The 24,073-nt window shown below is 60.3% G+C and carries 20 protein-coding genes and 3 tRNA genes; 7 read left to right on the forward strand and 16 right to left on the reverse strand.

Going from position 1 to position 24,073, the window contains the following annotated elements; all coding sequences use genetic code 11:
• Positions 1-23 precede the first annotated feature (23 nt).
• The 3 genes from IHN22_RS03195 (at position 24) to IHN22_RS03205 (ending at position 297) form a co-directional block, all read left to right on the forward strand.
• Positions 24-99: transfer RNA gene (locus IHN22_RS03195), tRNA-Trp, on the forward strand.
• A 41-nt stretch (positions 100-140) separates the two neighbouring features.
• A tRNA-Asp gene (locus tag IHN22_RS03200) sits at positions 141-217 on the forward strand.
• A 4-nt stretch (positions 218-221) separates the two neighbouring features.
• Positions 222-297: transfer RNA gene (locus IHN22_RS03205), tRNA-Thr, on the forward strand.
• 110 nt (positions 298-407) lie between these two features.
• Here the strand turns inward: IHN22_RS03205 and IHN22_RS03210 are convergent.
• Complete coding sequence (locus tag IHN22_RS03210; protein WP_191433403.1) at positions 408-1,223, reverse strand: hypothetical protein; 816 nt, start codon at positions 1,221-1,223, stop codon at positions 408-410.
• A 125-nt stretch (positions 1,224-1,348) separates the two neighbouring features.
• Here IHN22_RS03210 and IHN22_RS03215 point away from each other — a divergent pair, with 125 nt between their 5' ends.
• Positions 1,349-1,738, forward strand: a complete 390-nt coding sequence (locus tag IHN22_RS03215) for a hypothetical protein (RefSeq protein ID WP_191433405.1) — start codon at positions 1,349-1,351, stop codon at positions 1,736-1,738.
• 133 nt (positions 1,739-1,871) lie between these two features.
• Here the strand turns inward: IHN22_RS03215 and IHN22_RS03220 are convergent, their stop codons facing one another.
• The 15 genes from IHN22_RS03220 to IHN22_RS03290 all read right to left on the reverse strand — a co-directional run bounded on the left by IHN22_RS03220 (position 1,872) and on the right by IHN22_RS03290 (position 20,111).
• Positions 1,872-4,877: a serine/threonine protein kinase gene (locus tag IHN22_RS03220; protein ID WP_191433407.1), complete on the reverse strand. Its 3,006-nt coding sequence runs from the start codon at positions 4,875-4,877 to the stop codon at positions 1,872-1,874.
• Positions 4,878-4,917: 40 nt separating this feature from the next.
• Complete coding sequence (locus IHN22_RS03225) at positions 4,918-5,625, reverse strand: PP2C family protein-serine/threonine phosphatase (RefSeq protein ID WP_191433410.1); 708 nt, start codon at positions 5,623-5,625, stop codon at positions 4,918-4,920.
• Between the two features lie 12 nt (positions 5,626-5,637).
• A complete protein-coding gene (locus IHN22_RS03230) occupies positions 5,638-6,390 on the reverse strand; it encodes an FHA domain-containing protein (protein WP_191433412.1) in 753 nt (250 codons plus the stop codon).
• A gap of 11 nt (positions 6,391-6,401) precedes the next feature.
• A complete protein-coding gene (locus tag IHN22_RS03235) occupies positions 6,402-6,767 on the reverse strand; it encodes an STAS domain-containing protein (RefSeq protein WP_087189113.1) in 366 nt (121 codons plus the stop codon).
• A gap of 73 nt (positions 6,768-6,840) precedes the next feature.
• Positions 6,841-7,059 carry a hypothetical protein gene (locus IHN22_RS03240; RefSeq protein ID WP_191433414.1) on the reverse strand — a complete coding sequence of 73 codons (219 nt, stop codon included), beginning with the start codon at positions 7,057-7,059 and terminating at the stop codon, positions 6,841-6,843.
• Positions 7,060-7,192: 133 nt separating this feature from the next.
• Positions 7,193-9,751 (reverse strand): NHLP bacteriocin export ABC transporter permease/ATPase subunit, encoded by a 2,559-nt coding sequence (locus tag IHN22_RS03245; RefSeq protein ID WP_191433416.1) that lies wholly within the window; start codon positions 9,749-9,751, stop codon positions 7,193-7,195.
• Positions 9,752-9,765: 14 nt separating this feature from the next.
• Positions 9,766-11,913: an NHLP family bacteriocin export ABC transporter peptidase/permease/ATPase subunit gene (locus IHN22_RS03250; RefSeq protein ID WP_191433418.1), complete on the reverse strand. Its 2,148-nt coding sequence runs from the start codon at positions 11,911-11,913 to the stop codon at positions 9,766-9,768.
• Positions 11,910-12,740 (reverse strand): HlyD family efflux transporter periplasmic adaptor subunit, encoded by an 831-nt coding sequence (locus IHN22_RS03255; RefSeq protein WP_191433419.1) that lies wholly within the window; start codon positions 12,738-12,740, stop codon positions 11,910-11,912. Before IHN22_RS03255 ends, IHN22_RS03250 begins: the two co-directional genes overlap by 4 nt.
• A gap of 13 nt (positions 12,741-12,753) precedes the next feature.
• Entirely contained in the window at positions 12,754-13,248 is a 495-nt protein-coding gene (locus tag IHN22_RS03260; RefSeq protein ID WP_191433421.1) for an RNA polymerase sigma factor, read from the reverse strand.
• A 205-nt stretch (positions 13,249-13,453) separates the two neighbouring features.
• Positions 13,454-14,725, reverse strand: coding sequence for a zinc ribbon domain-containing protein (locus tag IHN22_RS03265; protein WP_191433423.1), 1,272 nt, complete (start codon positions 14,723-14,725; stop codon positions 13,454-13,456).
• Between the two features lie 14 nt (positions 14,726-14,739).
• Complete coding sequence (locus IHN22_RS03270; protein ID WP_087330075.1) at positions 14,740-15,975, reverse strand: zinc-ribbon domain-containing protein; 1,236 nt, start codon at positions 15,973-15,975, stop codon at positions 14,740-14,742.
• Positions 15,976-15,978: 3 nt separating this feature from the next.
• Positions 15,979-16,899 (reverse strand): zinc ribbon domain-containing protein, encoded by a 921-nt coding sequence (locus tag IHN22_RS03275; protein ID WP_191433425.1) that lies wholly within the window; start codon positions 16,897-16,899, stop codon positions 15,979-15,981.
• A gap of 14 nt (positions 16,900-16,913) precedes the next feature.
• A complete protein-coding gene (locus IHN22_RS03280) occupies positions 16,914-18,170 on the reverse strand; it encodes a zinc-ribbon domain-containing protein (protein WP_191433427.1) in 1,257 nt (418 codons plus the stop codon).
• A 14-nt stretch (positions 18,171-18,184) separates the two neighbouring features.
• Positions 18,185-19,453: a hypothetical protein gene (locus IHN22_RS03285; RefSeq protein WP_191433428.1), complete on the reverse strand. Its 1,269-nt coding sequence runs from the start codon at positions 19,451-19,453 to the stop codon at positions 18,185-18,187.
• A 1-nt stretch (position 19,454) separates the two neighbouring features.
• A complete protein-coding gene (locus IHN22_RS03290) occupies positions 19,455-20,111 on the reverse strand; it encodes a serine/threonine protein kinase (RefSeq protein ID WP_300985340.1) in 657 nt (218 codons plus the stop codon).
• 149 nt (positions 20,112-20,260) lie between these two features.
• Between IHN22_RS03290 and IHN22_RS03295 the strand changes: the two genes are divergently transcribed.
• The 3 genes from IHN22_RS03295 to IHN22_RS03305 are packed head-to-tail and all read left to right on the forward strand — an operon-like array spanning position 20,261 to position 24,021.
• Entirely contained in the window at positions 20,261-20,695 is a 435-nt protein-coding gene (locus IHN22_RS03295) for a helix-turn-helix domain-containing protein (protein ID WP_300985341.1), read from the forward strand.
• Between the two features lie 31 nt (positions 20,696-20,726).
• Positions 20,727-21,857, forward strand: coding sequence for an S-layer homology domain-containing protein (locus IHN22_RS03300; RefSeq protein ID WP_191433432.1), 1,131 nt, complete (start codon positions 20,727-20,729; stop codon positions 21,855-21,857).
• A gap of 34 nt (positions 21,858-21,891) precedes the next feature.
• Entirely contained in the window at positions 21,892-24,021 is a 2,130-nt protein-coding gene (locus IHN22_RS03305; protein ID WP_191433434.1) for an Ig-like domain-containing protein, read from the forward strand.
• The last annotated feature ends 52 nt before the right edge of the window (positions 24,022-24,073 follow it).

A 24,073-nucleotide genomic window follows, 5' to 3' on the forward strand; every position in this document is an offset into this window, starting at 1 on the left:
GAGCCCGTGAAGGCCCACCATTTAGGGGTATAGCTCAGCTGGTAGAGCATCGGTCTCCAAAACCGAGTGCCGAGGGTTCGAATCCTTCTGCCCCTGCCAAACAAATATTCAGCCTTTGCTGTGGATATAGATATCACGATGGCGCGGTAGTTCAGTTGGTTAGAACGCCGGCCTGTCACGCCGGAGGTCGAGGGTTCAAGTCCCTTCCGCGTCGCCATTATGCTGCTATAGCTCAGTCGGTAGAGCGCATCCTTGGTAAGGATGAGGTCGCCAGTTCAAATCTGGCTAGCAGCTCCAAAAACCCTTGAAAGCTTCGGCTTTCAAGGGTTTTTTGTTGTGAAAATTTAAGCGCACTGGACAGGAAGCATTTCCTTTCCAGTGCGCTTTTTTTGATCCGCCGCGTGGGCTTACATTGCAGTATGAATCTGGAAGGTGATGCCCCTCTGCCGGAGCATGGACTCCACGCGGCAGGAGGTGCAGCCACCTTCCGCCCAGTCTGCCAGGGCCTCCGGCAGGGTGCGGTTTGGATTCAGGGACTTTTGAAGCCGCTCTCCCTGGGACGCCTCCAATCCATAGTGATACTCCTTCTCAGCCTCCACGTCGATGCTGTAGCGCTCCACTGTGCCGCGCTGGTCATAGAACACAGAGAGGAAGAAAGGGTACTCCAGGGAGAGGGGAAGGCGCTTGTGGAACTGGCTACGAGACGCATCGTACCGGTCGTCCTCCAGGATGGCCTGGGCAATGCGGTATTTGAGAACACGCCGTCTGTCCCGGACGGTGACCGTGTTCAGACGGGCCAGGTCGCTGTTGTGGGTCAGGTCCGCCAGCTTCACCCGGCGGGCGATGGGATTGCTGCGCAGCCGGACCACATACTCCAGATAGGGAGTGTATTCGTCATGGGTCAGAAGCCCCAGGGCCTCCAGTACCGCCTCCGGGAACCCCTCATCCCGCAGATCGCAGATGGTATAGTGGGAGTCCTCCACCACGTCGTGGAGCAGAGCTGTGCACACCTCCTCCTCCGTTTCCAGCTGCTCGGCCAGATGGAGGGGGTGGATCACATAGGGCAGGCCGCTTTTATCCGTCTGGCTGTTGTGGGCCGCAAAGCAGATCAGCAGGGCCTTTTTCGTCAGAGGTGTATATATCAGCCCTACGGGGCGCAGAGGCGCCATGGGCGCGCTTTCCAGGGGACTGGTGATGCTGTTGGAGTTGTGGTTTATGCTCATGTAGCAGCCCTTCTTTTTTTACTTGAATTTTGTGTAACCACTGTAACAGTTTTGCAGGTCGCGGGTATATATAGGCAGAACAGGAAAAGCAAGACACAAATACAATTTATAAGGAGGACACAGAGATGGAGATGCAGAAGAATTTTTCCGAGCAGGACGTGAAGGACCTGGAACTGTTTGCTGACAAGCTGGAGCAGGCGGAGGACGAGGCTGCTGTAAACAGCATCCTGAAGGAGTACGGCTATGATACCGGTGCCAAGTCCGGCGATGAGCTGGGCGAGGCCGACCTGGAGAACGTCACCGGCGGCGTCACTGAAATTGGCGTCCTGAAGTGGATCATGACCAATGTCGAGTGGGGCAAGCTGTCCTGGAAGGGCATCAAGATGGCCGCCAGATGCCTGTACGACGCCGTTAAGTATGACGATCCTTACCGCACTTACAGCGAGAAGGAAATCCAGAAGGTCAGCAAGGATCTGGATAAAGCTATTCCCAAGTGGATCAAGAAGTTTAGCTAATCCGGAACGCCGGTCTCTGTTGGGGCGGGGCAAATAGCCCCGCCCCTTCTGTTGCTGTCTGGGATCTGACAGCGCAGGTGGTTAAATGGAGGTGTTGTAAGATACAACACCTCCATTTTGTGTCTGTCTGGGATCACCACCACGCAGTATACTCGCAGAATGTGCGGTCCGGCGATCCTTTTTTCTCCAGGAAGAAGGGATCATCTTCGATGAGAGACTGCAGCTCTTCCAGATATTCCTCCATACGGCCGCCGGTAAAGATCCCGCCGCCTGTGACATAGCCGGGCAGGATGCTGCCGGTGCCGTAGGTTTTGCTGAACCAGATGCGCGCCCGCTCTTTCAGCACGTCATTTTCGTCGATAAAATAGAGATACAGGCCGTCGGCGGGGGAGTGCTCCAAATCAGACTGCTCATATAAGGCCTTGGTCAGCGCTACTACCTGGGAGGCGAAGTTCTTGCCTGTGTTCATGTGCAGATAGACCCGGATGTTCATTCTGTCGCTGACCACTTCCATCTGCTCGTACTGAGCTGCGGCATCACAGTTCTCAATGTTGTCCCGCACCTGCTTGGTCAGGTCGCCGTACTGCATGGAGAAGTTGGCATCGTCAAAGGCAACGCCGTTCTCGTCCTCGTTGCACTGGTACTGGGCCGTACTTGCCCCGGAGGGCAGATTGACGTCCTGGGAAATGGCAGTCAGCAGCTGCACCAGCCAGCGCTGGTCCTCTCCGATGGGCTGATTGTCCCAGAAGCAGCCCTGATCCAGGGTTACTACCGTGCCGTCAGCCCCATCCTCCAGGTCGCAGGCAAGCCAGGGAATATTGTTGACCTTGAGATAGATCTTGTCATATCCGGCATCCTGAGCCAGCTGGAGGAAGTTTGCCAGGTCCTCCTCACTGCCGCCTGCCGTGGCCTCCAGGGCGTAGGTGCCGTCCGGGCGGCTGATCCAGTCCAGCTGCCGGACATACAGATTGTTTAAGCCGGCGCTGAGATAAAAGGTAACCTGTCTGAATTCCAGCAGCTGAAGCAGCGGGATACTCATATGTTCGCCGCCGGTTTTCACCACCATCTGATAGGTATCCCCGGAGCAGATGGTACCAAATGCGTATTCCTCGCCCAGAAGGTCCAGACGGCGTTTCATGGCGGCGCAGGCGTCGGTCCATTGTCCTTCCCCGGGGAGGGCATCGCTGTCCACCCAGGGATAGAGCAGGGTGACGGTCTGGCCGGTCACCTGGTCGGGAGAGCGCTGGAAGGTTTCGGCCTGTTCGCCGGTGTCCGGAGTCTCCCACGCTGCCTCGTAGTTTACATCCACCTGGTAGTAGAAGGGTTTTGGCAGGGGCTCCTGGGACAGGTTGTGCTGAAGCAGCCGGGCAAATGCCGCGCCGTCCGTATTGGTGATGTAGAAGGTCCGTCCGTCCCCCGCTGAATAGAGATAGGTGTACCAGAGATTGGAGGAACTCTCAATATCCTGGGCCAGGACCATATTGGTGCCCCATTGGGCCATTTTATCCCGGTTTTTCTGGACAAATTCCTCGGTGAATACCAGCTTCTCCAGGCCGCCCTTCTCCAGGGCCTCCGCCAGATCGGGCGGGCTGCAATCCTCCGGCGCCTGGGTCTCAATGGTGATGGATTCCACATCGGCGGGAGTCACCCGGATGGAGTCACTGCGGTCTGTTTGGAATTCCTGGAAGTTGATCAGACTGAATTCCATGGGCCGGCTGATGTAGCACTGCATGGTCTTTTCCAGCCCCAGCGGCTCGATCACCGAGCGGGGCAGAAACAGCTTGATCTGATCGTCCTCCACCGCAAAGTCGTAGGGCTGGCCGTCGCAGAGGAGATCGATCCGCGCCTCCACCGTATCCGCCGCCTGAGCAAAATCGTGGACGGGCATCTCCTCGTGGGCGGTCAAAATGATCCGCATATAGTTGCCCGAATCGATATCCGCCTGGCTGACGCCGCCATTGCGTCCGGTTCCCTGGGGGATGAACCGGCTGGCCCCCCAGATCCCTGCGGCCAGCACCGCCACGGCCAGCAGCGCGGCCAGCGGCCGCAGCCATTTTTTTCGGGCTTTTGGTCCCGGGACAGGCTGGGGTTCCGGAGGCGTGTGGTGGGGGTCAGGATCTGCGTGGCGGGGAATGGGACGGGTCACATCGTCGTCGTCATCCAGCTCCAGCGCATGATTTTCCCCTGTGGGCCGGAAGAGCATCTCCTTCATCTCACCGATGCTCTGGAACCGGTCCTCCGCCCGGACGGCCATTCCCTTTTTCAATACCGCCTCCTGCAGGGCGCTGATCTCTACCCCCAGTTCGGAGGGCCACTTCAATTCATCCAGCTGGGCCCGTTCCAGGGCGTCGTCCGGCTTCAGACCGGTGATACAGCAGTAGATGGTGGCGCACAGCGCGTAGACGTCGGTCCACGGCCCCTGATGGCCTTTGCTGCGGTACTGCTCCTCCGGGGCGAAGCCCGTTTTGAGGATCACCGATACGCTGGTGTTGCCGCTGAGGTCCAGCTGTCTGGCGGCTCCGAAGTCCATCAGTTTGACGGTGCCGCTCTTCAGCAGCATGATGTTGTCCGGACTGATATCCCGGTGGATGATGCCCACCTGGTGGATCTTTTCCAGCGCGTCCATGACGGGCCGCATCCGTTCAAAGATATCGTCGGCGGAAAAGCGGGTCAGTCTCAGAATGGAGCGCAGGTCGTGTCCGTCCAGGTACTCCATGACGATATAGGCGGTGTTGTTGGCTTCAAAAAAGTCCCGGACCGTAACCACGCCCGGGTCATCTGCAAACTGCGCCAATGCCCGGGCTTCACTGAGAAATTTTTGTTTTCCTTCCTCGATGGAATCCACCTGTCGTTGATCAGAGATGGTGATCTCAGGGGAAAAAGCCACGTTTCGGCTGGCGATCCCACTGGGGTAATATTCCTTGATGGCCACCCGGGTATCCAACAGCAGATCCCGGCCAATGTAGGTAATGCCGAATCCACCCTGACCCAGCGAACGCCCGACCAGATATCTGCCGTTCAGTTTGCTGCCGGGACGGAGGTGGTGGAGCAGCTCCGTATCCCCGCCCTGATATCCGCAGTGGGGACACACATCCGCTCCGCCGGTGGGCAGCATACAGTGTAAGCAGTAATCTGTCATATCCTGTATTCTCCTTCTCTTAACACGGTTGCTCCCGCGCTCACCGGATGAGCATGGCGATGGCGGAATGGTTATCTCCGGTGTGGGCGCCCCGGACGGCAAGGCGGGCGCGCATGGCCTCCAGCCATTGCAGGGCGGTGGAGGCGCCGGAGAGGTCGTATGCCATCTCCGACTCCTGGATCTTCTCCCAGAAACCGTCGCTGCACAGGAGCAGCCCGTCCCCCGGAGCCAGCTCCAGATGGGCAATATCCACCGTCACATCATCCTGTGCGCCCAGGGCGCGGGTGAGCCGGTGGCGGTCCTTGCAGGTGCGCAGCTCGGCCGGGGTGATGTCGCCGGCCCACAGGGCCAGCTGGGCGGTGCTGTGGTCCCGGGACTGATACAGGATACTGCCTTCCCGAAACTGATAGATCCGGGTATCGCCCACATTGGCGGCCAAAGCGGCCCGGCCGTCAAACCACACGGCGGCCAGGGTGCTTTTCATGCCGGAGGCCTGGCGCTGCTCCCAAATGAGGGTGTTGGCCTGCTCCACAGCCCCCCTGAGGGCGACCACCGAGACGGGCTTGCCCATGATGCCGCCCCCCACTGTCTGGACGGCCAGCTGGGCCGCGGCCTTGCCGCCCTTATGCCCGCCCAGACCATCTGCGATCAGGCCTGCCATGGTGCCGCCGCTCTCCAGCAGCGCAACGGCGTCTTCATTTTCCTTCCGGCCGCCGATATCCGAATAATAGGATGCGCTGACGTTCATGGGGAGGCCTCCTTACTCTATGACGTCCACAATAAAGGTTTCCGTACCCAACTCCAGCACATCCCCGCTCTTGATTTGGAACTGCTCCTCCTCATCCAACTCCCGGTCGTTGACATAGACCTTGTTGGTGGAATGATGGTCCATCACGGTACAGATCCCGTTTTTCAGATGAAACACCGCATGGATGCGGCTGATGCTCTCATTGTCCGGAATGGCGTAGCTGCAGGTGAGCTTTCTTCCCACGGTAAACTCGTCCTTGGAGATCTGGATGGCCTCTCCCGTAGACCGCCGTTTCAGGTAATATTTTTTGATACTGGCCTTGGGGATGTGGATGGTCTTGCCCTCCTCCAGGCAGGGCTTCATCGCGGGCAGCTGCAGCAGGGCAAGACAGCAGGCGCCGTCGGTGTGGCAGACGGCGTAGTCCACCGCCGTCACCTGCTCCAGCTCCAGCTGGGCCTTCATGACGGGGGAGAGTTCCACCGCTTCAAGGAGCACCGCCGCCACCGGTTTGCCGCCCAGAATGCTGCGGTTGAAGCGGCTGCGAAAGCTGTGGTCCTCCACCGACTGCCGGGATAAGAAGGCCAGTATGACCTCGGCGTTTTGGGGGACAGGGGCGTTTCCGGCGGCGGAGGGCTGGTCCCAACAGAGCCTGCAGTCATTCTTTTGCAGGATCTCCAGCAGGGGGGACACCCGCTCCCAGTCGGCCGGGCAGCAGAGCGCGTAAACAAAGGGAAGGTTCTCTGTATAGTCCTCTTGCATCAACATCCACGTTCACCTCAGCTCTCAATCTCAAACAGTTCGTCAAACCCGATCTCTGCAAAGGTGGCGTGGACCGCAGGGCTCATGGCGCACAGCTTCAGCATGGAGCCGGGACGTTGGTCCAGCAGCCGCTGGACGGTGAGCAGGGCCTTCAGGCCCCCGCTGGAGATGACTTGCAAGCCGGAAAAATCCACGGCAATCCTGCTGCGGACGCAGGCCGCAGCCATCAGCTCATCCTCAAAGGCGGGCGCCACAACCGAGGAGAGTGTGCCCGACAAACTTAGGGTTACGGTATCTCCTGATAGGGTTTCTGTGATGGAAAACAGCAGTTTCCCATCGTCCTCCTCCCAGCGCACGCAGTCCTGCTCTATGTGCCTGTTCATGTTACTAGCCCCTTCCCGCCGGCTGCCGTGATTGCCTTTCGTGCCGCAGACTGCGGCCCCTCAGCGCTGGCGCTCAATGGTTTTTGTTGTCGATTCGCTTGATAAAATCTTTGTATGGGTTGGAACTGCCTGCAGTCGTGACCAGTTCCAGTTCGTCCTCTCCCAGTTCCTCAGAGCATCCATCAAAACATTGGAGATCGGACACCCGCTTCAGCCGCTGGTCGATGGCTTTCAGTTCCTCCGGGATCTCCTCCGGCATATGGTTGATGTTTTTGATTTGATCTGGCTCCATCAGATTACCTCCCCGGGTATATGTTCTGGTCGGGCCGGTCCGGCATGGATCGCTCTGCGGCCAATCAACTGCTATGGTTGTTCTAAACTGATATACACGCCAAAACCGGACTTGTTACAAGGAATGCGAATCCTTACAGGATCTGACGGCTGGCCAGCTCATGGAAGAGCCCGCCCTGGGCCATCAGCTGTTCATAATTTCCCTCTTCCACAATATCTCCATGGTCCATCACCAGGATGCGGTCACAGCTCTGTATGGTGCTGAGCCGGTGGGCGATGACCACCCGGGTGCTGCCCATTTCCTCCAGCGCTTTGCACACCTGGGCCTGTGTCAGGTTATCCAGTGCGCTGGTGGCCTCGTCAAAGAAGAGAATGTTGGGTCTGTTGATGATGGCCCTGGCAATGAGAATGCGCTGCTTCTGGCCGCCGGAGATGGTGTTGCAGTGTTCGCTGACCATGGTCTCCAGCCCCATGGGCATCTCCTGGATATCTCTGGCCAGGCCTACCGCCTCCACCACCTGCTCCACCCGGGTTCGTCCGGCGTTGGGGGCGGTGAGGGTGATGTTCTCAAAGATGCTCCCTGAGATGAGCTCGCCGTCCTGCAGCACCACGCCGAAGTGTTTTCTCAGCTCCTGCAGGTCCAGCTCGTCCATATCCTGGTCGTCATAGTAGATCCGGCCTGAGGTGGCCTTCTCAAATCCCAGCAGAAGCTTGAGCAGGGTGGATTTTCCGCAGCCGGAAGCGCCCACGATCCCCACATATTCCCCGGGCCGGATGTGAAGGGAGAGGTCCCGAAACACAGGCGGGGTTTCCGGGTCGTAGGAGAAGGCCACGTGATCCAGGTCGATGCTGCCGGTGAGCTGGCCGGGCAGACGCTTGTCGCCGCCCCCTTCCGGCACCGTCTCCAGAATGGCCTTCACCCGCCGGTAGGTGGGTTTCAGCAGCTGATAGGAGATCAGCGCGCTGAACAGGCTGCTGATGGCGCCGGAGACCATGCCGAAAGCCGAGTTAAAACCGACGAAGCTGCCCATGGTGATGGAAGCGGACTGGGCCGCGATCCAATAGATCAATACCAGAAAGATCCCGCTGCTGGCGGAGGAGAGCAGGACGCTGAGGTTGGACAGCCGGCCCAGCCGTGTTTCCAGCCGGCGCTGCTCCATAAAAGCGCGCATATATTCAAAAATGGTTCGCTCCTCCACACCGGCGGTTCTGATCTTCTCGATCCCCAGCAAAAACTGGAACAGGAGAGAGCTGCTCTTTCCATCCATCTCCATGATCTGGGCCTGATAGACCATACGGCGGCGCGCCAGAAGATAGCTGATCAAGGAGAACAGCAGCGTGACCGACAGGGACACCAGAGAGAGCTGGGGAGAATAGGTAAACATCCGTATGCCGTAGAACAGGGCGGAGATCAGGCTGAGCCCCAGCCCCAGCAGCATCCCGGACACAGAGCTGACCAGGCTGCCCAGCTCCATAACCCGCTGGGCCAGATCGGCGCTCTCGTAGTTGCGGAAGAAGTTTTCCGGCAATTCAAAGATCCGGTGGTAGACCGCGTTTTGCACATCGTACCGGATCCGGCTGTCCAGCCGGAAGGTGGCCAGACTTTTTACCACGGAAAAGAGCAGATTGCCCACCATAAACGCGCCTACCAGACAGCAAATCTGAAACACCATTCCCATCTGTCCGGAGGGAATGAAGCGGTCGTAGAGCATCTGATTCAAGGTGGGGATCAGCAGTCCGATGAGGGCGGACAGGATGGTCAGCCCGATGATGACCGCCAGATCAGCCCGGGACAGGCAGGACCAGCAGTAGGCTGCCAGGTCCTTTGCCGTCATTCCCTGAAGGGGGAAGGGGCGGTAGATGACATGGGCCTGGGGATCGCACTGCTCCGCCAGCGCTCGGGTCAGAGGGACCGCCTTTTTCCCGCTGCGGCAGAGCAGATACTTGCCCCGCCCTCTGGGAATACAGGCGGCCGGTTCCCTTTCCCGGCCAAATTGTACCATAATGGGCCCGGCGTCCGCCTTATGCCAGTTTTCCTCCAGCAGAATCTTCCGGCAGGGAATGTGAGAAATGCGGGCCACTTCCTCCACGGAGATCTCCTGCCGGCAGCAGGCTGTGATCTTTTCGTAGGGGGCGATGGGGATGCGCATACGGTGGCACAGCTCTGCCATGACCTGATAGACCGGGTGCTCCCCGTTTTCCCTGGGTATGTCCTTTTCCTTGGAAAAGAAGGAGGCGATCATCTCATCGGTGCGGGCCCGCACATCCTCTTTTTCCTTGTCCGTGCGGATCAGGTAGCCGTCCTCCTGCACCAGGTTCAGGCGGTAGCGGTCCACCAGCAGATTGCCGTAAGTCTCCCGGCCGGGGTTCTCGATCCCCGCTCTGCCCAGGAATTTTTTTTGCAGGGGTCCGGTGGAGAGCCCCTCCAGACGCTCCAGCTGGGCGTGCTCCTCCGCCGGTGTTACCAGAAAGCGCCACAGGCCGCCCTCGGCATCTGTGTGAGAAAAGGCGGGGAAGATGGTATTTTGCTCTGCGGTGCAGATCAGGGACCGGCGTCCCGGCTGGCCCTCTGTCCAGGGCACCACATAGATATGGACGCTGCCTGACAGCACCCGGTATGCGTCTGTGGGAGTTTCGGTGATGTAATATGCGCCGCCGGTCAACCCAATGAGATTGGCGGTTTCCGTCTGCATGATGCAGCCTCCTTTCAGTTCATTGACATGAACCGGCAGTAGAGTCCGTCCAGAGCCGCCAGCTGAGTATGGGAACCCCGCTCCACAATGCTGCCGCCATCCATCACCAGGATCTCATCGCTGTTGCGTACGGCGCTGAGCCGGTGGGCCACAATGATGCAGGTACACCCGCGGCGCTTGATGTTCTCAATGATCTGTTTTTCGGTGATGGGGTCCAGGGCGCTGGTGGCTTCATCCATGATGAGCACAGTGGGGTTGGTCGCCAGGGCACGGGCAATTTCCAGGCGCTGACGCTGTCCGCCGGAGAGGTTGCTTCCTCCCTCGGTGAGCCTGAACTCATATGCGCCCGGCTTTTGGGTAATCAATTCGTGGATGCAGGCGTCCTTTGCGGCGTTAATCATGTCCCGCTCCAGAACGGCGTGATTCCACATGGTCAGATTGTCCCGGATGGTACCGGAAAAGAGGGTAATATTCTGGCTTACGGTGGACACGCTGGCATGGAGCACGTCCGACGGGATCTCTTCCAGCGGGACTCCGTCCAGCAGGACCCTGCCTGCCCAGGGGCGATACAGCCCGCTGACGATTTTGGCAATGGTGGATTTTCCGCAGCCAGAGCCGCCCACCAGGGCCACCGAACAGCCGGGCTCCAGAGAAAAGGAAAAGCCGGTGACCAGGGGTTTGGCCAGATGGCTGTACCCAAAGGAGACCTCCTCCAGGGCCACCCGGCCGGAGAGCTTGGCCTGAGAAAATTTCTGCACCGTGGTTTCCTGGAATTTCTCATCCACCGGATGGCGCAGGATGTCGTCTACCCGGGCAATATCGGCTTTCAGCGTCTGAATCTGCTGAATAAAGGCCACCAGCGTCTCAACAGGCGCGGAGAAGGAGGCAAACAGGGAGGTGAACGCCGACAGCATACCCAGGGTCATGTGGCCCTGGATGACAAAGACCGCGCCCACCAGCAAAAGCAGAACATCGATGAGGTTATCCACCATTCCGGGCAGCGCCCCTGTCACGGACTGGGTCTGGCTGATGGCCTGCTCTGTGGAGGCCGCCTTGGCCTGGTAGCCCAGGACACGGGAGCTGTAGGCGCTCTCCGCGCCCGACGCTTTCAGGGTAGAGGTAACGCTGAGACCGGCGCACACCACGCCGGTCAGTTTGCCGCTGTCCTGCTGCAGCTTCTGCACCCGGTTGGAAATCCGGCTGGCGGTGATTCTGGCGATCACAACATTGAACAGAATCCCCACCAGTCCGATGGCGGTCATCAGGGGGTTGTAGAAAAGCAGCAGCACCAGATAAAAGGCAGCCACGAAAATGTCCAGAAAAATGTTTGCCAGATCGCCGGCGATGAAGTTGTTGACGTTGTCGTTATTTCCCACCCGGCCCAAAAGGTCGCCGGGGGAGCGCTGGGCAAAGAAGCCCACAGGGAGGCGGAACAGGTGCTCCAGCAATTCCCGGGAGGACAGCAGCGTCAGTTTGTTCTGCATCTTCAACAGGAGCCTGGCGCTGTATGCCTCCAACAGAATCCGGAACAGGAGGGTCAGGATGAGAAAGCCGATGAACTGGTAAAACCAGGGGACGGCGCCCGCCCCCAGGACCCGGTCCAGAAACACCTGGGAAAAGACGGGTAGGATGAGACCGGGGAGGATCATCAGCAGACCCAGACACAGCATCTGGGCCAGAGCGCCCTTCTGCCCCCGGATGCGCTGTTTGATCAGAGGAAACAGGGTGTTTTCCCGTTTGGCCTTTTCAAACTGGGGGGTGGGGTGGAAGGTGAGCACCACGCCGGTAAACCCCTCGTCCAGGTCCTCCATGGTCAGCTTGCGCCGGCCCAGGGCCGGGTCGTTGAGGTAGACAAAGGACCCCTTAAAGCCCTCCAGCACCACAAAATGGTTGAAGTTCCAGTGAATCAGACAGGGCATCTCCAGCTGCTTCAAAGCTTCCGGCTCCTTGCGGTAGCCGTGACATTCCAGCCCGAATTTGCGGGCGGCGTACATGATGTTGCGGGCGTTGCAGCCATCCCGTGATACGCCTGTCTCCACCCGCATCTGCTCCAGCGGCACATATTTGCCCCAATAGGCACAGATCATGGCCAGAGAGGCGGCGCCGCACTCTGTTCCTTCCATTTGAAAGATGGTAGGGGTTTTGCAGTATAATCTGCTCATGAGGCCTCCCCTCCAAACATGGGAAAGACCCAGGCGATGGGGGCGCTCTGTCCCAGCGTGATCTGCACCGAGGCGGAGGAGCCTCCGTACAGGACCTGCTCAGCCCCGGCGGCGCCGGAAAAATAATATCCGCTGGCGGTGGTGCTGTCCTCCCGAAGGGTACAGGTCACCGCCACCACAGGCCCAGCGCTCATCAGCATTTCGATGGTCTGGGCGTCGTTTCCCACCACGGCGGCCATGGACTCGGCGGTGGTGTGGACCCGGTCCACACAGGCCACCTGACCTTCCATCCAGCCGCAGGCATCTCCCGCACTGTCCAGATAGATCACCGCCTCCATGCCGGGTTCCAGCTGAAGGGCGGTTTCCTGACTCACATAGCAGACCACCGACAGCCCGCTGTCACTGTCCGGAGAGATGCGGAACAGGGCCTGATTGGGCACCACATACTCTCCGGGCGCCACCAGATCCTCCCGGATCATGCCGGACTGGTCCGCAGGTACCACAACGGTCTGTCCGGTGGAAGTCAGGATCTCCGCCACCGGCGCTCCCGCCTCTACACAGTCGCCGCTGTGCACCAGCAGGGAGGACACCTCTCCGGCCGCTGTATTGTACAGGGAGTTGGCGCCATAGTCATAGGTCAAAAAGCCGTATGTATCCACCGTTGTGGGGATGCGCCCCACAAAAGACCAGATGACCACGCTGGACGCAAGGACGGCCGCCGCGGCAATGCCCAGCCAGGACATGGGGCTTGTGAGCTTGAGCATACCATCCAGCCGGTCGGGGGAGCTGAGCCGCTCCAACGCGGTTTTGCGAAATACGCTTGTCATGGGATCATGCACCTCACAGTCCGTGGGCTTCAAAGTATTTCCGGATCTTTTCCAGGGCCCGCTTGAGGGTCACCCGGACATTGACGTCCGTCATCTTCAGGATGCCGGCAATCTCCCCCGAGGTCTTTTTATGGAAATACCGCTCTACAATGATGGTGCGTTCACGCTCAGACAGAATGTTCATGGCAGAGGACAGGGCCCGCCGCTCTTCTTCCAGCAGGATGGCCTGGGCCACAGAGGTGTCCCCGGGCAGTTCCGGGATATTCTCATCGTCCAGGGACAGGAACTCCTTCTTGTCCCGGTAGTAGTTTTTCAGGCGGTTTTTCATGATGACATAGACCCAGGTCCCCACAGAGGCCTTTTGGGGGTCAAAGCTGTCAAAATTCCGGTAGCAAGCCACAAAGACCTCCTGGGTCAGATCTTCTGCGTCCTGGCGGGATAGCGTATGCTGCTTTACATAGCGGAATACTTTGAGATAATAGTCACGATATACCTGTTCAAAGCTCACCCGATCCACGCTCCCAGTTTCTTCAAATGATCGCTCTATGCAAAAGCTGGATATTTTGTATATTATTATAGCATTGCCCTTTTTCCATTGCAATGCAGAAACCCACCGATAAGGAAAGGGCCTGCTGTCTGCGATACGCAGACAGCAGGCCCTTGTTCGTCCAGATGGCAATCAGTCGGTTTGGCTGTGTGTCTATCAATATGGGTTATCCTTCCGGATCAAGGATGGCGTTGGACAAATCAATGGGATGGTCACACTGGTTGTCCACGTCGGTGTCGTTGCCTGAGAACACGGTACCCGCAAAGTCCAGGGTGATGTCAGTGGGTACGTTCTCCATCAGCACGGCGGTGCCGTTGTTGATGAACTGGTTGTCGTGGTAGCGGCTGTCCGAGGCGGACTGGCCGGTGGCGTTGAAGTGGAGGCCCACCTGGTTCTCCATGAAGGTACACTCGGTGGCGTTGATCCAGGCCTCCCCCTGGGACTGGAAGCCGGTCTTGTAGCCGGTAAAGGAGCAGCCGGTGGCCCAGGCCTTGACGGGGGCGATGATGCCGGTATCGGCGCCGTCCCCCACGAAATCCATGTCGTAGAAGTAGTTGATCCAGTAGAAGCTGGCGCTGCCGTCCATGGTTATGGAACCCTTGAGGGTGGTGCGGTCCGCCCCCTGGTCGGTGTAGCCGTAGAACTCATAGGAGCGGCTCAGATTCAGATCTCCCTCATAGGTCACCGGGGGCAGGTAGATGTACACCAGATCGGAAGGGGCGATCTCCTGGGCGGTCTGATCCAGCAGGGCCTGGAGGTCCTCCACGGTGTCCATGGGGGTGTCCTCCCAGTGATACTCGTGGGTGATAATGGCGGTGACGTGGATGTTCTGGCGGACCCGGATCACGTCCCCGTTTTTCATCTGAACGGTCCAGACGATCTGGGACTCCCCGGAATTGCCGGTGAAGTCCAGGGAGCAGATCATGGCGGCGTCGGGGGAGTAGTCCTCGTCATGACGGGGCTCCCCGGCGGTGAGGGGACCGGCGGCATTCTCGTCGGGGACCACCTCCACGGTGACCTGCTCCACCAGAGGCTCAAACTCCGCCCAGGCGTCGGCGCCGGTGGCGGCGTCGTTGACGTACCAACGGGAGGGCCAGCGGTACTGCTCGTCGGGGGAGCCCTGCTGGTAGATGTCGGGGGCGGGGGCGCAGCGGTCGTCGGGCCAGGCCACCAGCAGCTGGTAGGTCTTCTCCCCGCTCTCGTAGTACACCTCTCCCAGGGCGTCAAATTCCTGGGGCTCATAGGGCCGGTTGAAGTACCAGACTGCTCCGCCGATGGCGGCGGCCACCGCCAGGATCAGCAGGCCCACCAGCAGCTTTTTCAGCAGGGGGTTGGCGGTTTTTGCCTGCTTACGGGGGTGGATATCCTTCGCGCAGTGGGGACAGAAGGCGGCGTTTTCCGGTATGGGCGCGCCGCAGAGGGGGCATTTGTGTTCCATGGTGGGATTCTCCTTTACTCAAAGGTGGCCTGGGACAGATCCAGGGGTTGGTCGCAGAGGTTGAGGATGCTTTGGGCGTTGGCCCGGAAGATGGAGCCCTGGAAGTTGAGGGTTATGTCGGTGGGTACGTTGTCCAGCCGCACCGCCACATCGTTGCCAAAAAAGCGGTTGTCGTTGTACATGGAGTGGTTGGCGTAGTCTCCCGTGCTGTCGAAGTGGAAGCCGATGCCGTTGCTTTGGAAGGAGCAGCCGATGACGTTGACCCAGCTGGTGCCGTAGGCATAAACCCCGGTGTCCCAGCCGGTGAAGGTGCAGTTGGTGGCCCGGAAGGGAGCGGAGCCGGAGAGACCGGTGCCGCTGCCCCTCCCCACAAAATCGATGTCCTGGAGATAGGCAATCTCGCCGTCGGGGGCCACCACCTGAACAGGGCCGGTGAAGGTGGTGCGGCTTCCGCCTTCGTCAGCGGAGCCGTACAGGTTCAGGCTCCGGTCCCGGATGGTGATCCCACCCTCATAGGTCACCGGGGGCAGGTGGAGGTTGATCACCGCCACCGGGTCGTTCGCCTGGCCGCCGATGGTGTCGATGAGGGCCTGGAGCTCCTCAGCCGTGTCCATGGGGTAGTCCTCCGGGTGGTAGTCATATACCGGGATGGGAACCACCTCATAGGTCTGCCGGAGGTAAATGGTGTCTCCGTTTTTCATTTGGAAGGTCCATACCAACTCTGCCGTGCCGCTCTCCCCGGTGAAGTCGATGAGGGAGATAAGGGGGCACTCAGGCGCTCCCTCGTTGTAGGCGGGCTGGGAGCACAGGTAGGGGGAGGAGCTGTCCTCCTGACCGATGAAGGCCGCGCTGACCTCCTCCACCTCCGCCAGGAAGGCGTCGGAGACGTCGTTGCCGGTGCTGTCGTTGATAAACAGCCGGGAGGGCACCCGGTACTGGCCCTCCGGCTCCCCCGGAATGGTCATCTCCGGCACGGGGGTGTAGCGGTCCGCGTGCTGGGTGAGCAGGAGCTGATAGTCCCCGTAGCGGATCTCCCCATAGCCGTCGTAGGCCTTGGGGGCGAAGGCCAGCCACAGCCCGAACCCCACGGCGGCCAGCACCGCCAGAGCCAGCAGTCCAAGCAGCAGTTTTTTCAGCAGGGGAGTGGCGGTTTTCGCCTGTTTTCGGGGATGAATGTCGGTGGCGCAGTGGGGGCAGAAGGAGGACTCCGCCGGCAAAGGTGCGCCGCAGTGGGGGCATTTGTGCGCCATGACTTATCCTCCGTTCCCCTGGTAATCCAGCATGGTGTAGCCCAGCAGGTTGTAGTCCTGATCCAGCAGCAGGTAGCACATCCACCGGTCCTTACGGGGCAGGAACTCCTCCAGCCGCTGGATCTCCCGGCACTGGCGCTCCGGCTCCGGGCCGTGGAGGGTGTGCCACAGGGCGTAGGTCTGGGGGTCGTCCTCCCGCAGCACGGGGCCCTGGCCGGTGTTGTAGCCCTTCAGGAACCACACCGCCCCGGAGGACTCGATCTCCTCCGGCGGGATGTAGGTGGAGAAATCCTCCTCCCAATTGCCCTCAAAGGCGGCCAGCTCCGCCTCGTAGAGGTGGGTGAAGTCGTAGTCGCAGTTCACCACGTCCATCTGCCACTTGCCGCCCCCCAGGTTGGTGGGGGAGCCGATGAAATAGCCCATCAGGTGGGTGTTGTCGTCAAAGATCATCAGAGCCACCCGGTTATTGGAGTCGCTGCCGGCGTTGTACATCCCCCGTTCCCCCACGGCGTTCTGGGCGCCCCGGGAGGACACCAGAGTGGCCATCTGGAAGCTGTCCACCAGATAGTCGTCGATGTTGTCGCTGGTCTTGATGGTGGTGCGGAAGTCGATGCAGGTGAGGGTGGGGAAGAACTCCTCCAGATATTCGGGAGTGGCCGTCACCATGCCGTCCTCGTCCTCCTGAAAGACCACCGGTGTGGTCTCCCCGGCGGGGAGACCGGTGGGATGCTCATGGAGCAGCGCCCAGCCCACCAGGGCGGCCGCCGCCACGATGGCCAGAGCCAGCACCCATTTCAGACCCTTCCGCCACATATGGGTGGGGACGGGGGCCGCCTCCCGGGTGCGGATGCTCCGGGCGCAGTGGGGACAGAAGGCGGCCTCCTCCGGGAGAGGCGCGCCGCAATGGGGGCATTTGTGTTCCATAGGGATCATCTCTTTCATGTAAAGGTAGCGCCTCCGGTATCAATGGCATGGTTGTTGGGGTTGAGGATGGTCGCCACGTTGCTGTCAAACAGGCAGAACTTAAAGTCAATGGTCCTGAGGCCGGGCACCCGCAAAAGGTCCACCGCCACCGTGTTGTTCCGGAAGGTGTTGTTGGTAAAGTCAGTGTAATTGCAGTAAGTTCCGCCGCTGTCGAAGCGGAAGCCGATGTCGTTGTCGGTAAAGAGGCAGTCTTTTGGGTTGGCCCAGGCCTCCCCGCCCACCAGCAGGCCGATCTCCCAGCCGGTGAAGGAGCAGTCCAGCACCCGGTACTGGGCGGCCACGGTGAGGCCGGTGCCGGTGCCGTTCCCCACAAAGTCGATGTGTTCGATGTCGCACAGAGGGTCCTCCTCCGGCGCAAGCACCACCGGCCCTAAGAAGGTGGTGCGCCGGCCCTGCCCGTCGGTGGAGCCGGAGAGGTTGATTCCCCGCCGGTCAATGGTGAGGCCTCCCTCATAGGTCACCGGCGGCAGGTGGATCCGCACCACCGTGGACAGGGGGACCTCCGCTTGGATCTGGTCCACCAGGGCCTGGAGGTCCTGGATGGTGTCCATATCGTAGTCCTCCGGGTAGTAGTGGGCGGTATCCACCCTCTGGAAGTCGATCTTCTGGCGGAGGAGGATGGTGTCCCCGTTTTTCATGGTGATGGTCCACTCCACCTCCACCGGCCCCTGACTGCGGTCGGTAAAATCCAGAGTGGTCAGGGCCAGACCGTCGTAGGGGTCCTGGGGGTCCAGAGGCAGGGAGCAGCTCACCGGGGAGGGGCTGTCCGGCGGCTGGATCACCCGGACCTGAACCTCAGACGTCTGGTTGAGGAAGGCCCGTCCTGCGTCTTCGCCGGAGTCAACATGGGCGACAAACAGCCGGGAGACCCGGTCGTAGACCCCGCCCTCCTCCACCTGCATGGTGTGGGCCGCCTCGGGGACTATGTCGGTGCGGCAGGTAAGGAACAGGTGGTAGTCGCTGCCATTCAGGGTATAGGTCAGCTCCCCCCAGGCCCTATATACGTCCGGGGCAAGGGCGTCGGACGCCAGCCAGCCTCCCCAGCCAAGGGCGGCCAGCATCAGCAGCAGGAGAGCCCGCCGCAGCGGTTTCAGCCACCAGCGGACGGGTGTATCCACCTCATGTCGGGTGCGGAGGTTTTGGGCGCAGTGGGGGCAGAAGGAGGCTTCCGCTGGAAGGGGCGTGCCGCAGTGAGGGCAGCGTAAATTCATAGCACTCGCCTCCCTCAGTCAAAGGTGGCCCGGGTGAGGTCGGTGGGGTGGTCGGCGGGGTTGGAGAGGTTCAGGCCGTTGCCGGAGAAGGCGCAGCCGTTGAAGTAGAGGATCTTGGCTCCGGGTACCCGGAGCAGCTCCACGGCGGTGCCGTTGTTCCGGAAGGTGTTGCCCTCCAGCATATTGCCGTTGACGTAGTCCCCCACGCTGTCAAAGCGGAAGCCCACGCCGTTGTCCTCAAACCAGCACCCGGTGGGGTCGGCCCAGTCGTCTCCGCCCACCAGCAGGCCGGTGTCCCAGCCGGTGAAGAGGCAGTCCTGCACCCGGCCGTCGGCCTCCACGGTGAGGCCGGTGCCCGAGCCGCTGCCCCGGAAGTCGATGTTCTGAATGAAGCACTGGGGGCCCTGGTCCACATCCACCGTCACCGGGCCCAGAAAGGCGGTGCGCATCTTTTTGTCATCCTCGGCGCCGTACAGGTTGATGGGCCGCCCGGTGATGATAAGGCCCCCCTCGTAGTGGACGGGAGGCAGGTTGAGCCGCACCACCGTGGGCAGGGGGACCTCCGCCTGGATCTGATCTACCAGGGCCTGGAGATCCTCAATGGTGTCCATGTCGTACTCCTCCGGGGTGTAGTCCACTACATCCACCGGCTCGATCACCATCTTGTGCCGCAGAAGGATGGTGTCCCCGTTTTTCATGCGGATGTCCCACCGAACCTCTGCCTCCCCCCGGCTCTGACCGTCAAAATAGAGCGGCGAGAGGGCCATCCCCTCGGCGGCGGGATCGCCCTGATAGGTGGGCTGCTGCCAGGTGATGGGGGAGGGGTTGTCCTGGGGCTGGACCACCTGGACCTGGATAGTCTCGACCTGCTGGCGGAAGACCTGCCCGGCGTCGGCGCCGGTGTCCACATGGGTCACAAAGAGCTTGGCGGCCCGGTCATAATCCCAGTCTTCGATGGTCTGCACGGTGTATTCCGGCTCCGGGGCGCTGTCGTTACGGAAGGTGGCCGCTAAATGGTAATCGTTGCCGTTCAGACGGTAGGTCAGCTCCCCCCAGGCGTCGTATGTGTCGGGGGTAACGGCGTCATAGAGCAAACAGACCGCCGCAGCCAAGGTGGCCAGCGCCAGCAGAAAAAGGACCCGCCTCAGTGGCCGGAGCCACCGGCGGACCGGTGCCTTCGCCTCCCGCCGGGGGCGGAGAGCTTCCATGCAGTAGGGACAGAAGGAGGCCTCGCTGGGGAGGGTGGCGCCGCAGACAGGGCAGGGCCTGGTCCCGCCGGTCATGTCACAGGACCTCCATCAGCCGCAGCACATTGCGGTAGCGGTGCTGGGGGTTGACGTGGGTACACCGGTCCACAATACGGCCCATTTTGCCCCCCGCCAGCTTCTTGGAGGGATGCTCTCCGGTGAGCATCACGTTGATGAGCACCCCCAGGGAGTAGATGTCGGTGCGGATGTCCGACTGGGACAGACCGTACTGCTCCGGGGCGGCAAAGCCGGTGGTGCCCAGAATCTGGGTGTCGTTGCTGTGCTCGGGTTTATGTAAACGGGCGGCGTCAAAGTCGATGAGTACCGCCTCGTCTCCCCGGAGGATGATGTTCTCCGGCTTTACGTCCCGGTGGACGGCCCCGATGGAGTGGAGGACCCACAGGGCCTTGCACACCTGCCGGACGATCTTCCGGGTCTCCTCCGGTGAAAATAGGGCCTCCTGCAGCAGGAAGCCCAGGGTGTCGCCCTCAATAAATTCCTCCAGCGTCAGGACCTTGTTCCCCTCCTCCGCCACCTCGTACACGGTGGGGAGATTGGGACAGGTGTAGTCCAGCAGCTTTCGGTAGACTTCCGGATTGCCGGTGAAACGGCGCAGGATCAGACGCCTGCCGGTGGCGTTGTGCCGGATGAGCTGTACGCTGCCCCGGGGGCTTTCCTTTAAGATCCGGACCAACTCATACTCTTCCTGAAGCGCATTTGACAGCCAGGTATAAATAGAAATCACCCCTGAAAAACCTTGTACACTATGCAGTGGGCATATTGTATCCAGGTACAAATTGTTGTAAATTTAGTATAAACGATTTCCATTTGAAAGTAAAGGGAGTGATAGGATTGGAAAATAAGACCACGGGCGATCTGAGCCATGATCTGATGAGCGAGGCCAACATTGACTCTTATCTCCACGACAATCAGCCCTTCTTTGCCAACCAGAGCATTGCGGAGCTGCTGGCGGAGTTATATGAGAAGAAGGACTTTTCCAAGGCGGCCCTGGCCCGGAAGGCGGGGATGAGCGAGGTCTATCTCCACCAGGTTTTTGCCGGCCGGCGCAATCCCTCCCGGGACCGGCTGCTCTGCCTGTGCGTGGGGCTGGAGACCACCCTGGAGGAGGCCCAGCGGCTGCTTAAGCAGGCCGGCTACGCCCCCCTCTATCCCCGGCTGAAGCGGGATGCCATCATCAGCTTCGGCATCGTACATCACATGGAGTTGGGAGAGATCAACGACAAGCTGTTTGCCGAAAATGAAAAGACCCTGTATTGATGCGGTCCACCAAATGAGAGGAGCAAAGCACATGAGATCCATTGGAAAAAAGATCTGCGCCGGGGCGCTGGCCCTGGCGCTGTCCGTGTCCATGCTGCCTGGGGCGGCCCTGGCGGCGGAGAGCCTGGATAACTTTCAGAAGGTCAATACTTACACCGTCGGAACCTTTACCGACGTGGCAGCCGACAGCTGGTATGCCGGCAGCGTGAAGGACGCCTATGAGCTGGACCTGGTGAAGGGGAGCAGCGCCACCACCTTCTCTCCTACTCAGAACATCACCATCGGCTCCGCCCTGGCTTTGTCCTGCCGCCTGCACAGCATCTACCACACCGGCAAGGCCGACTTCCAGCAGGGGGAGCCCTGGTACCAGGTGTATGTGGACTACGCCATCTCAAACGATATCATCGCCAGTGACGAGTTTACCGATTATAACGCCACCGCCACCCGCCGCCAGTTCGCCGGCATCCTGGCCAAGTCTCTGCCCTCTGACGCGCTGAAGGTCATCAACCAGATTGAGCCGGGGGACATCCCCGATGTGGATATTGGCTCCTCCTATGGGGCGCTCATCTATTTCCTGTACGGGGCGGGCATCCTCACCGGCAGCGACAAGTACGGCACCTTCCAGCCGGAGACGCCCATTGACCGGGCGTCGGTAGCCACCATCGTTTCCCGTATGGCTCTGCCCGGCCAGCGCAAGCAGCTGACCCTGGAGGAGAAGGAGCCGGAGCCCACCCCCGGCACCCCGGCGCTCACCCCCGGACAGCTGAGCAGCCTGAAGAATGACATCGACAAAGCCGGTGAGGCCATTGCCGGCGGACAGAGATCGGCCAAGATCGTGGAGGACTCTTCCATGCCCAATCTGGTAGGTCCCACATCTACCCTTTTAATCATGACCAATGGTGTGACGGCTGTGGGGTTTTTGGATCTGGCCCGGGATGTGCTGAAGAATGTGGATGCCATTCCTATCTCCTATGACGGATACACCAGCCTTCAGGAGCTGATCAAAGTGACCCGGGATGACCTGTGGAATGAGTGCAGCGGGCACCAGAACAAGATCAACAAATATACCTGGAGTCTCTATTTTGATCAGGGCTGCGCGTCCATGGACAAAGCTGAGAGGCGGATCGCCGCCATACAGGAGATTATTGCCACCCTGGGATAACAAGCCCGCAAGTCAATGACAAGGAGGAACTGAGATGAAACGCAAACTGCTGAGCCTGCTGATGGCCCTTGCCCTCATGGCGGGCCTGATGCCGGCGGCTCTGGCGGCAGACAACATGGACCACTTCAAAAAGGTCAACGACTATCCCGCCGGGAAATTTACCGACGTGGCTGCCTCCAGCTGGTACGCCGAGAGCGTGCAGAAGGCCTACGAGCTGGACCTGGTGAAGGGAAGCAGCGGCAACACCTTCTCTCCCATCCAGAATCTGACCATCAGCTCCACCCTGGCTCTGGCCTGCCGCCTGCACAGCATCTACCACACCGGCAAGGCCGGCTTCCAGCAGGGGGAACCCTGGTATCAGGTGTATGTGGACTACGCGGTGGAAAACGGCATCATCACCGCCGGCCAGTTCACCGACTACAACGCCAACGCCACCCGCCGCCAGTTTGCCGGCATCCTGGTGAAGGCCCTGCCCGCCGAGGAACTGAAGGCCATCAACACCATCGAGGACGGGGACATCCCCGACCTGGCCGCCGGGTCCGCCAACTATGAGGATATCTACACCCTTTACCGGGCGGGCATCCTCACCGGCAGCGACAAGTACGGCACCTTCCTGCCTGAGACTCCCATCGACCGGGCGTCGGTGGCCACCATCGTCTCCCGTATGGCGCTGCCCGACCAGCGCCGCCAGGTGACCCTGGAGGAGAAGCCGGTAACCATTACCGCCATCACCCTGGATAAGACCACCCTGGCCATTCAGCAGGGCGAGAGCGGCAAGCTCACCGCCTCCGTCACCCCTGCCAACTCCACTGAGGCTCTGACCTGGACCAGCTCCAACAAGAGCGTGGCCACCGTGGCCGCCGACGGTACCGTCACCGCCGTGGCCCCCGGCACCGCTGTTATCACCGCCGCCTCCAGCGGCGTCAAGGCCACCTGCACCGTCACCGTGTCCAAGCGGGCCCTGTCCACCCAGCCCCTCTATGAGGACTCCAATGTCAGCATCAAGTTCTCCAAGATCCAGAAGAGCAGATATGACGCCGGCGAGGCCGAGCTCTATCTGAATGTGACCAACAAGACGGGGAGCACCATCACCGTCCAGGCCGACGCGGTGAGCCTCAACGGCTACACCTTCAACGATCTGACCATGAGCGACGACGTGTCGGCCAACTCCACCGGCACCGTCACGGTCACCATTAACAACTACGACTCCTCCCTGGTGAACCTGAACAGCGTCCAGACCGTGGGCGGACAGTTCCGGGTGATCCTGGGCGGCGTGGGCAGCGGCTCCAAGACCACCTATGCCCGCTTTGACGCCACCAACCTGTACACCGGCAAGACCGACGACACCATCCCTGCCGTCAGCGGCAAGGAGAAGCTGTACAGCGACGAAAATGTGGAATTCTACTACGGCAAGACCCAGAAATACCCCTACTCTGACGACGGCAGCGAGATCGAGGTCTACCTGCTGGTCCGCAACAAGACCGGCTTCACCGTGCTGATCCAGAACGACACCGTGGTCATCGACGGCAGAAGCTACAACCGCACCACCATGTCTCACCCCGTCCTGGCCCACTCCACCGGCTATGTGAAGGTCACCGTGAGAGAGTACAGCGGCCCCACTCCCTCCACCGTCACCACTGTGGGCGGCGACTTCCGCGTCATTGACGATCTGGGCGACCGGGGCACCTACACCATTACTCTGGGCGGCGGCTCCAGCGGCGGTTGGGAAGGCGGCGGTGACAGCGATGGTAACGGTGACGATAACGGTTCCTCCTCCGGCGGAAGTTCCAGCGGCAATACCGGCGACATGGATATGGACGCCACCTACAGCAAGTATCCCAATGTGCCCGATTTCGGCGCCATGTTTGGCGTGCCCACCATGGAGGAGGATCCCGACGGGGACGCCACCATGTACATCTATAAGCTGAGTGACATCCCTGGCGGGTCCAGCAACCGGAGAACCGTGATGGATCTCTACATCACCATGCTGGAGGGCCACGGCTTCCGCTTCTCCAACAGCCAGGGCGGAATCAGCTACGGCTACACCTACGATGTGTACAACCTGGGCAGCTTCCCCAACATTCAGACTATGGTATCCGTGGGCTATATCTACAGCGGCAGCACCCCCATAGCCGTGGCCATCCGGGTCGTACCTATGAACTGACTGTGCTTTGTCTAAATATTTCACCACAAAAGGCCCCGGCGGCAGACTATTT

This window comes from Flavonifractor sp. An112 (assembly GCF_904377885.1).
GTDB lineage: Bacteria > Bacillota > Clostridia > Oscillospirales > Oscillospiraceae > Flavonifractor > Flavonifractor avicola.

Bases quoted from the DNA above. Each gene is read 5' to 3' on its own strand.
- IHN22_RS03210 (WP_191433403.1), bottom strand. From the start codon at position 1,223: ATGAGCATAAACCACAACTCCAACAGCATCACCAGTCCCCTGGAAAGC.
- IHN22_RS03215 (WP_191433405.1), top strand. From the start codon at position 1,349: ATGGAGATGCAGAAGAATTTTTCCGAGCAGGACGTGAAGGACCTGGAA.
- IHN22_RS03220 (WP_191433407.1), bottom strand. From the start codon at position 4,877: ATGACAGATTACTGCTTACACTGTATGCTGCCCACCGGCGGAGCGGAT.
- IHN22_RS03225 (WP_191433410.1), bottom strand. From the start codon at position 5,625: ATGAACGTCAGCGCATCCTATTATTCGGATATCGGCGGCCGGAAGGAA.
- IHN22_RS03230 (WP_191433412.1), bottom strand. From the start codon at position 6,390: ATGTTGATGCAAGAGGACTATACAGAGAACCTTCCCTTTGTTTACGCG.
- IHN22_RS03235 (WP_087189113.1), bottom strand. From the start codon at position 6,767: ATGAACAGGCACATAGAGCAGGACTGCGTGCGCTGGGAGGAGGACGAT.
- IHN22_RS03240 (WP_191433414.1), bottom strand. From the start codon at position 7,059: ATGGAGCCAGATCAAATCAAAAACATCAACCATATGCCGGAGGAGATC.
- IHN22_RS03245 (WP_191433416.1), bottom strand. From the start codon at position 9,751: ATGCAGACGGAAACCGCCAATCTCATTGGGTTGACCGGCGGCGCATAT.
- IHN22_RS03250 (WP_191433418.1), bottom strand. From the start codon at position 11,913: ATGAGCAGATTATACTGCAAAACCCCTACCATCTTTCAAATGGAAGGA.
- IHN22_RS03255 (WP_191433419.1), bottom strand. From the start codon at position 12,740: ATGACAAGCGTATTTCGCAAAACCGCGTTGGAGCGGCTCAGCTCCCCC.
- IHN22_RS03265 (WP_191433423.1), bottom strand. From the start codon at position 14,725: ATGGAACACAAATGCCCCCTCTGCGGCGCGCCCATACCGGAAAACGCC.
- IHN22_RS03270 (WP_087330075.1), bottom strand. From the start codon at position 15,975: ATGGCGCACAAATGCCCCCACTGCGGCGCACCTTTGCCGGCGGAGTCC.
- IHN22_RS03275 (WP_191433425.1), bottom strand. From the start codon at position 16,899: ATGGAACACAAATGCCCCCATTGCGGCGCGCCTCTCCCGGAGGAGGCC.
- IHN22_RS03280 (WP_191433427.1), bottom strand. From the start codon at position 18,170: ATGAATTTACGCTGCCCTCACTGCGGCACGCCCCTTCCAGCGGAAGCC.
- IHN22_RS03285 (WP_191433428.1), bottom strand. From the start codon at position 19,453: ATGACCGGCGGGACCAGGCCCTGCCCTGTCTGCGGCGCCACCCTCCCC.
- IHN22_RS03300 (WP_191433432.1), top strand. From the start codon at position 20,727: ATGAGATCCATTGGAAAAAAGATCTGCGCCGGGGCGCTGGCCCTGGCG.
- IHN22_RS03305 (WP_191433434.1), top strand. From the start codon at position 21,892: ATGAAACGCAAACTGCTGAGCCTGCTGATGGCCCTTGCCCTCATGGCG.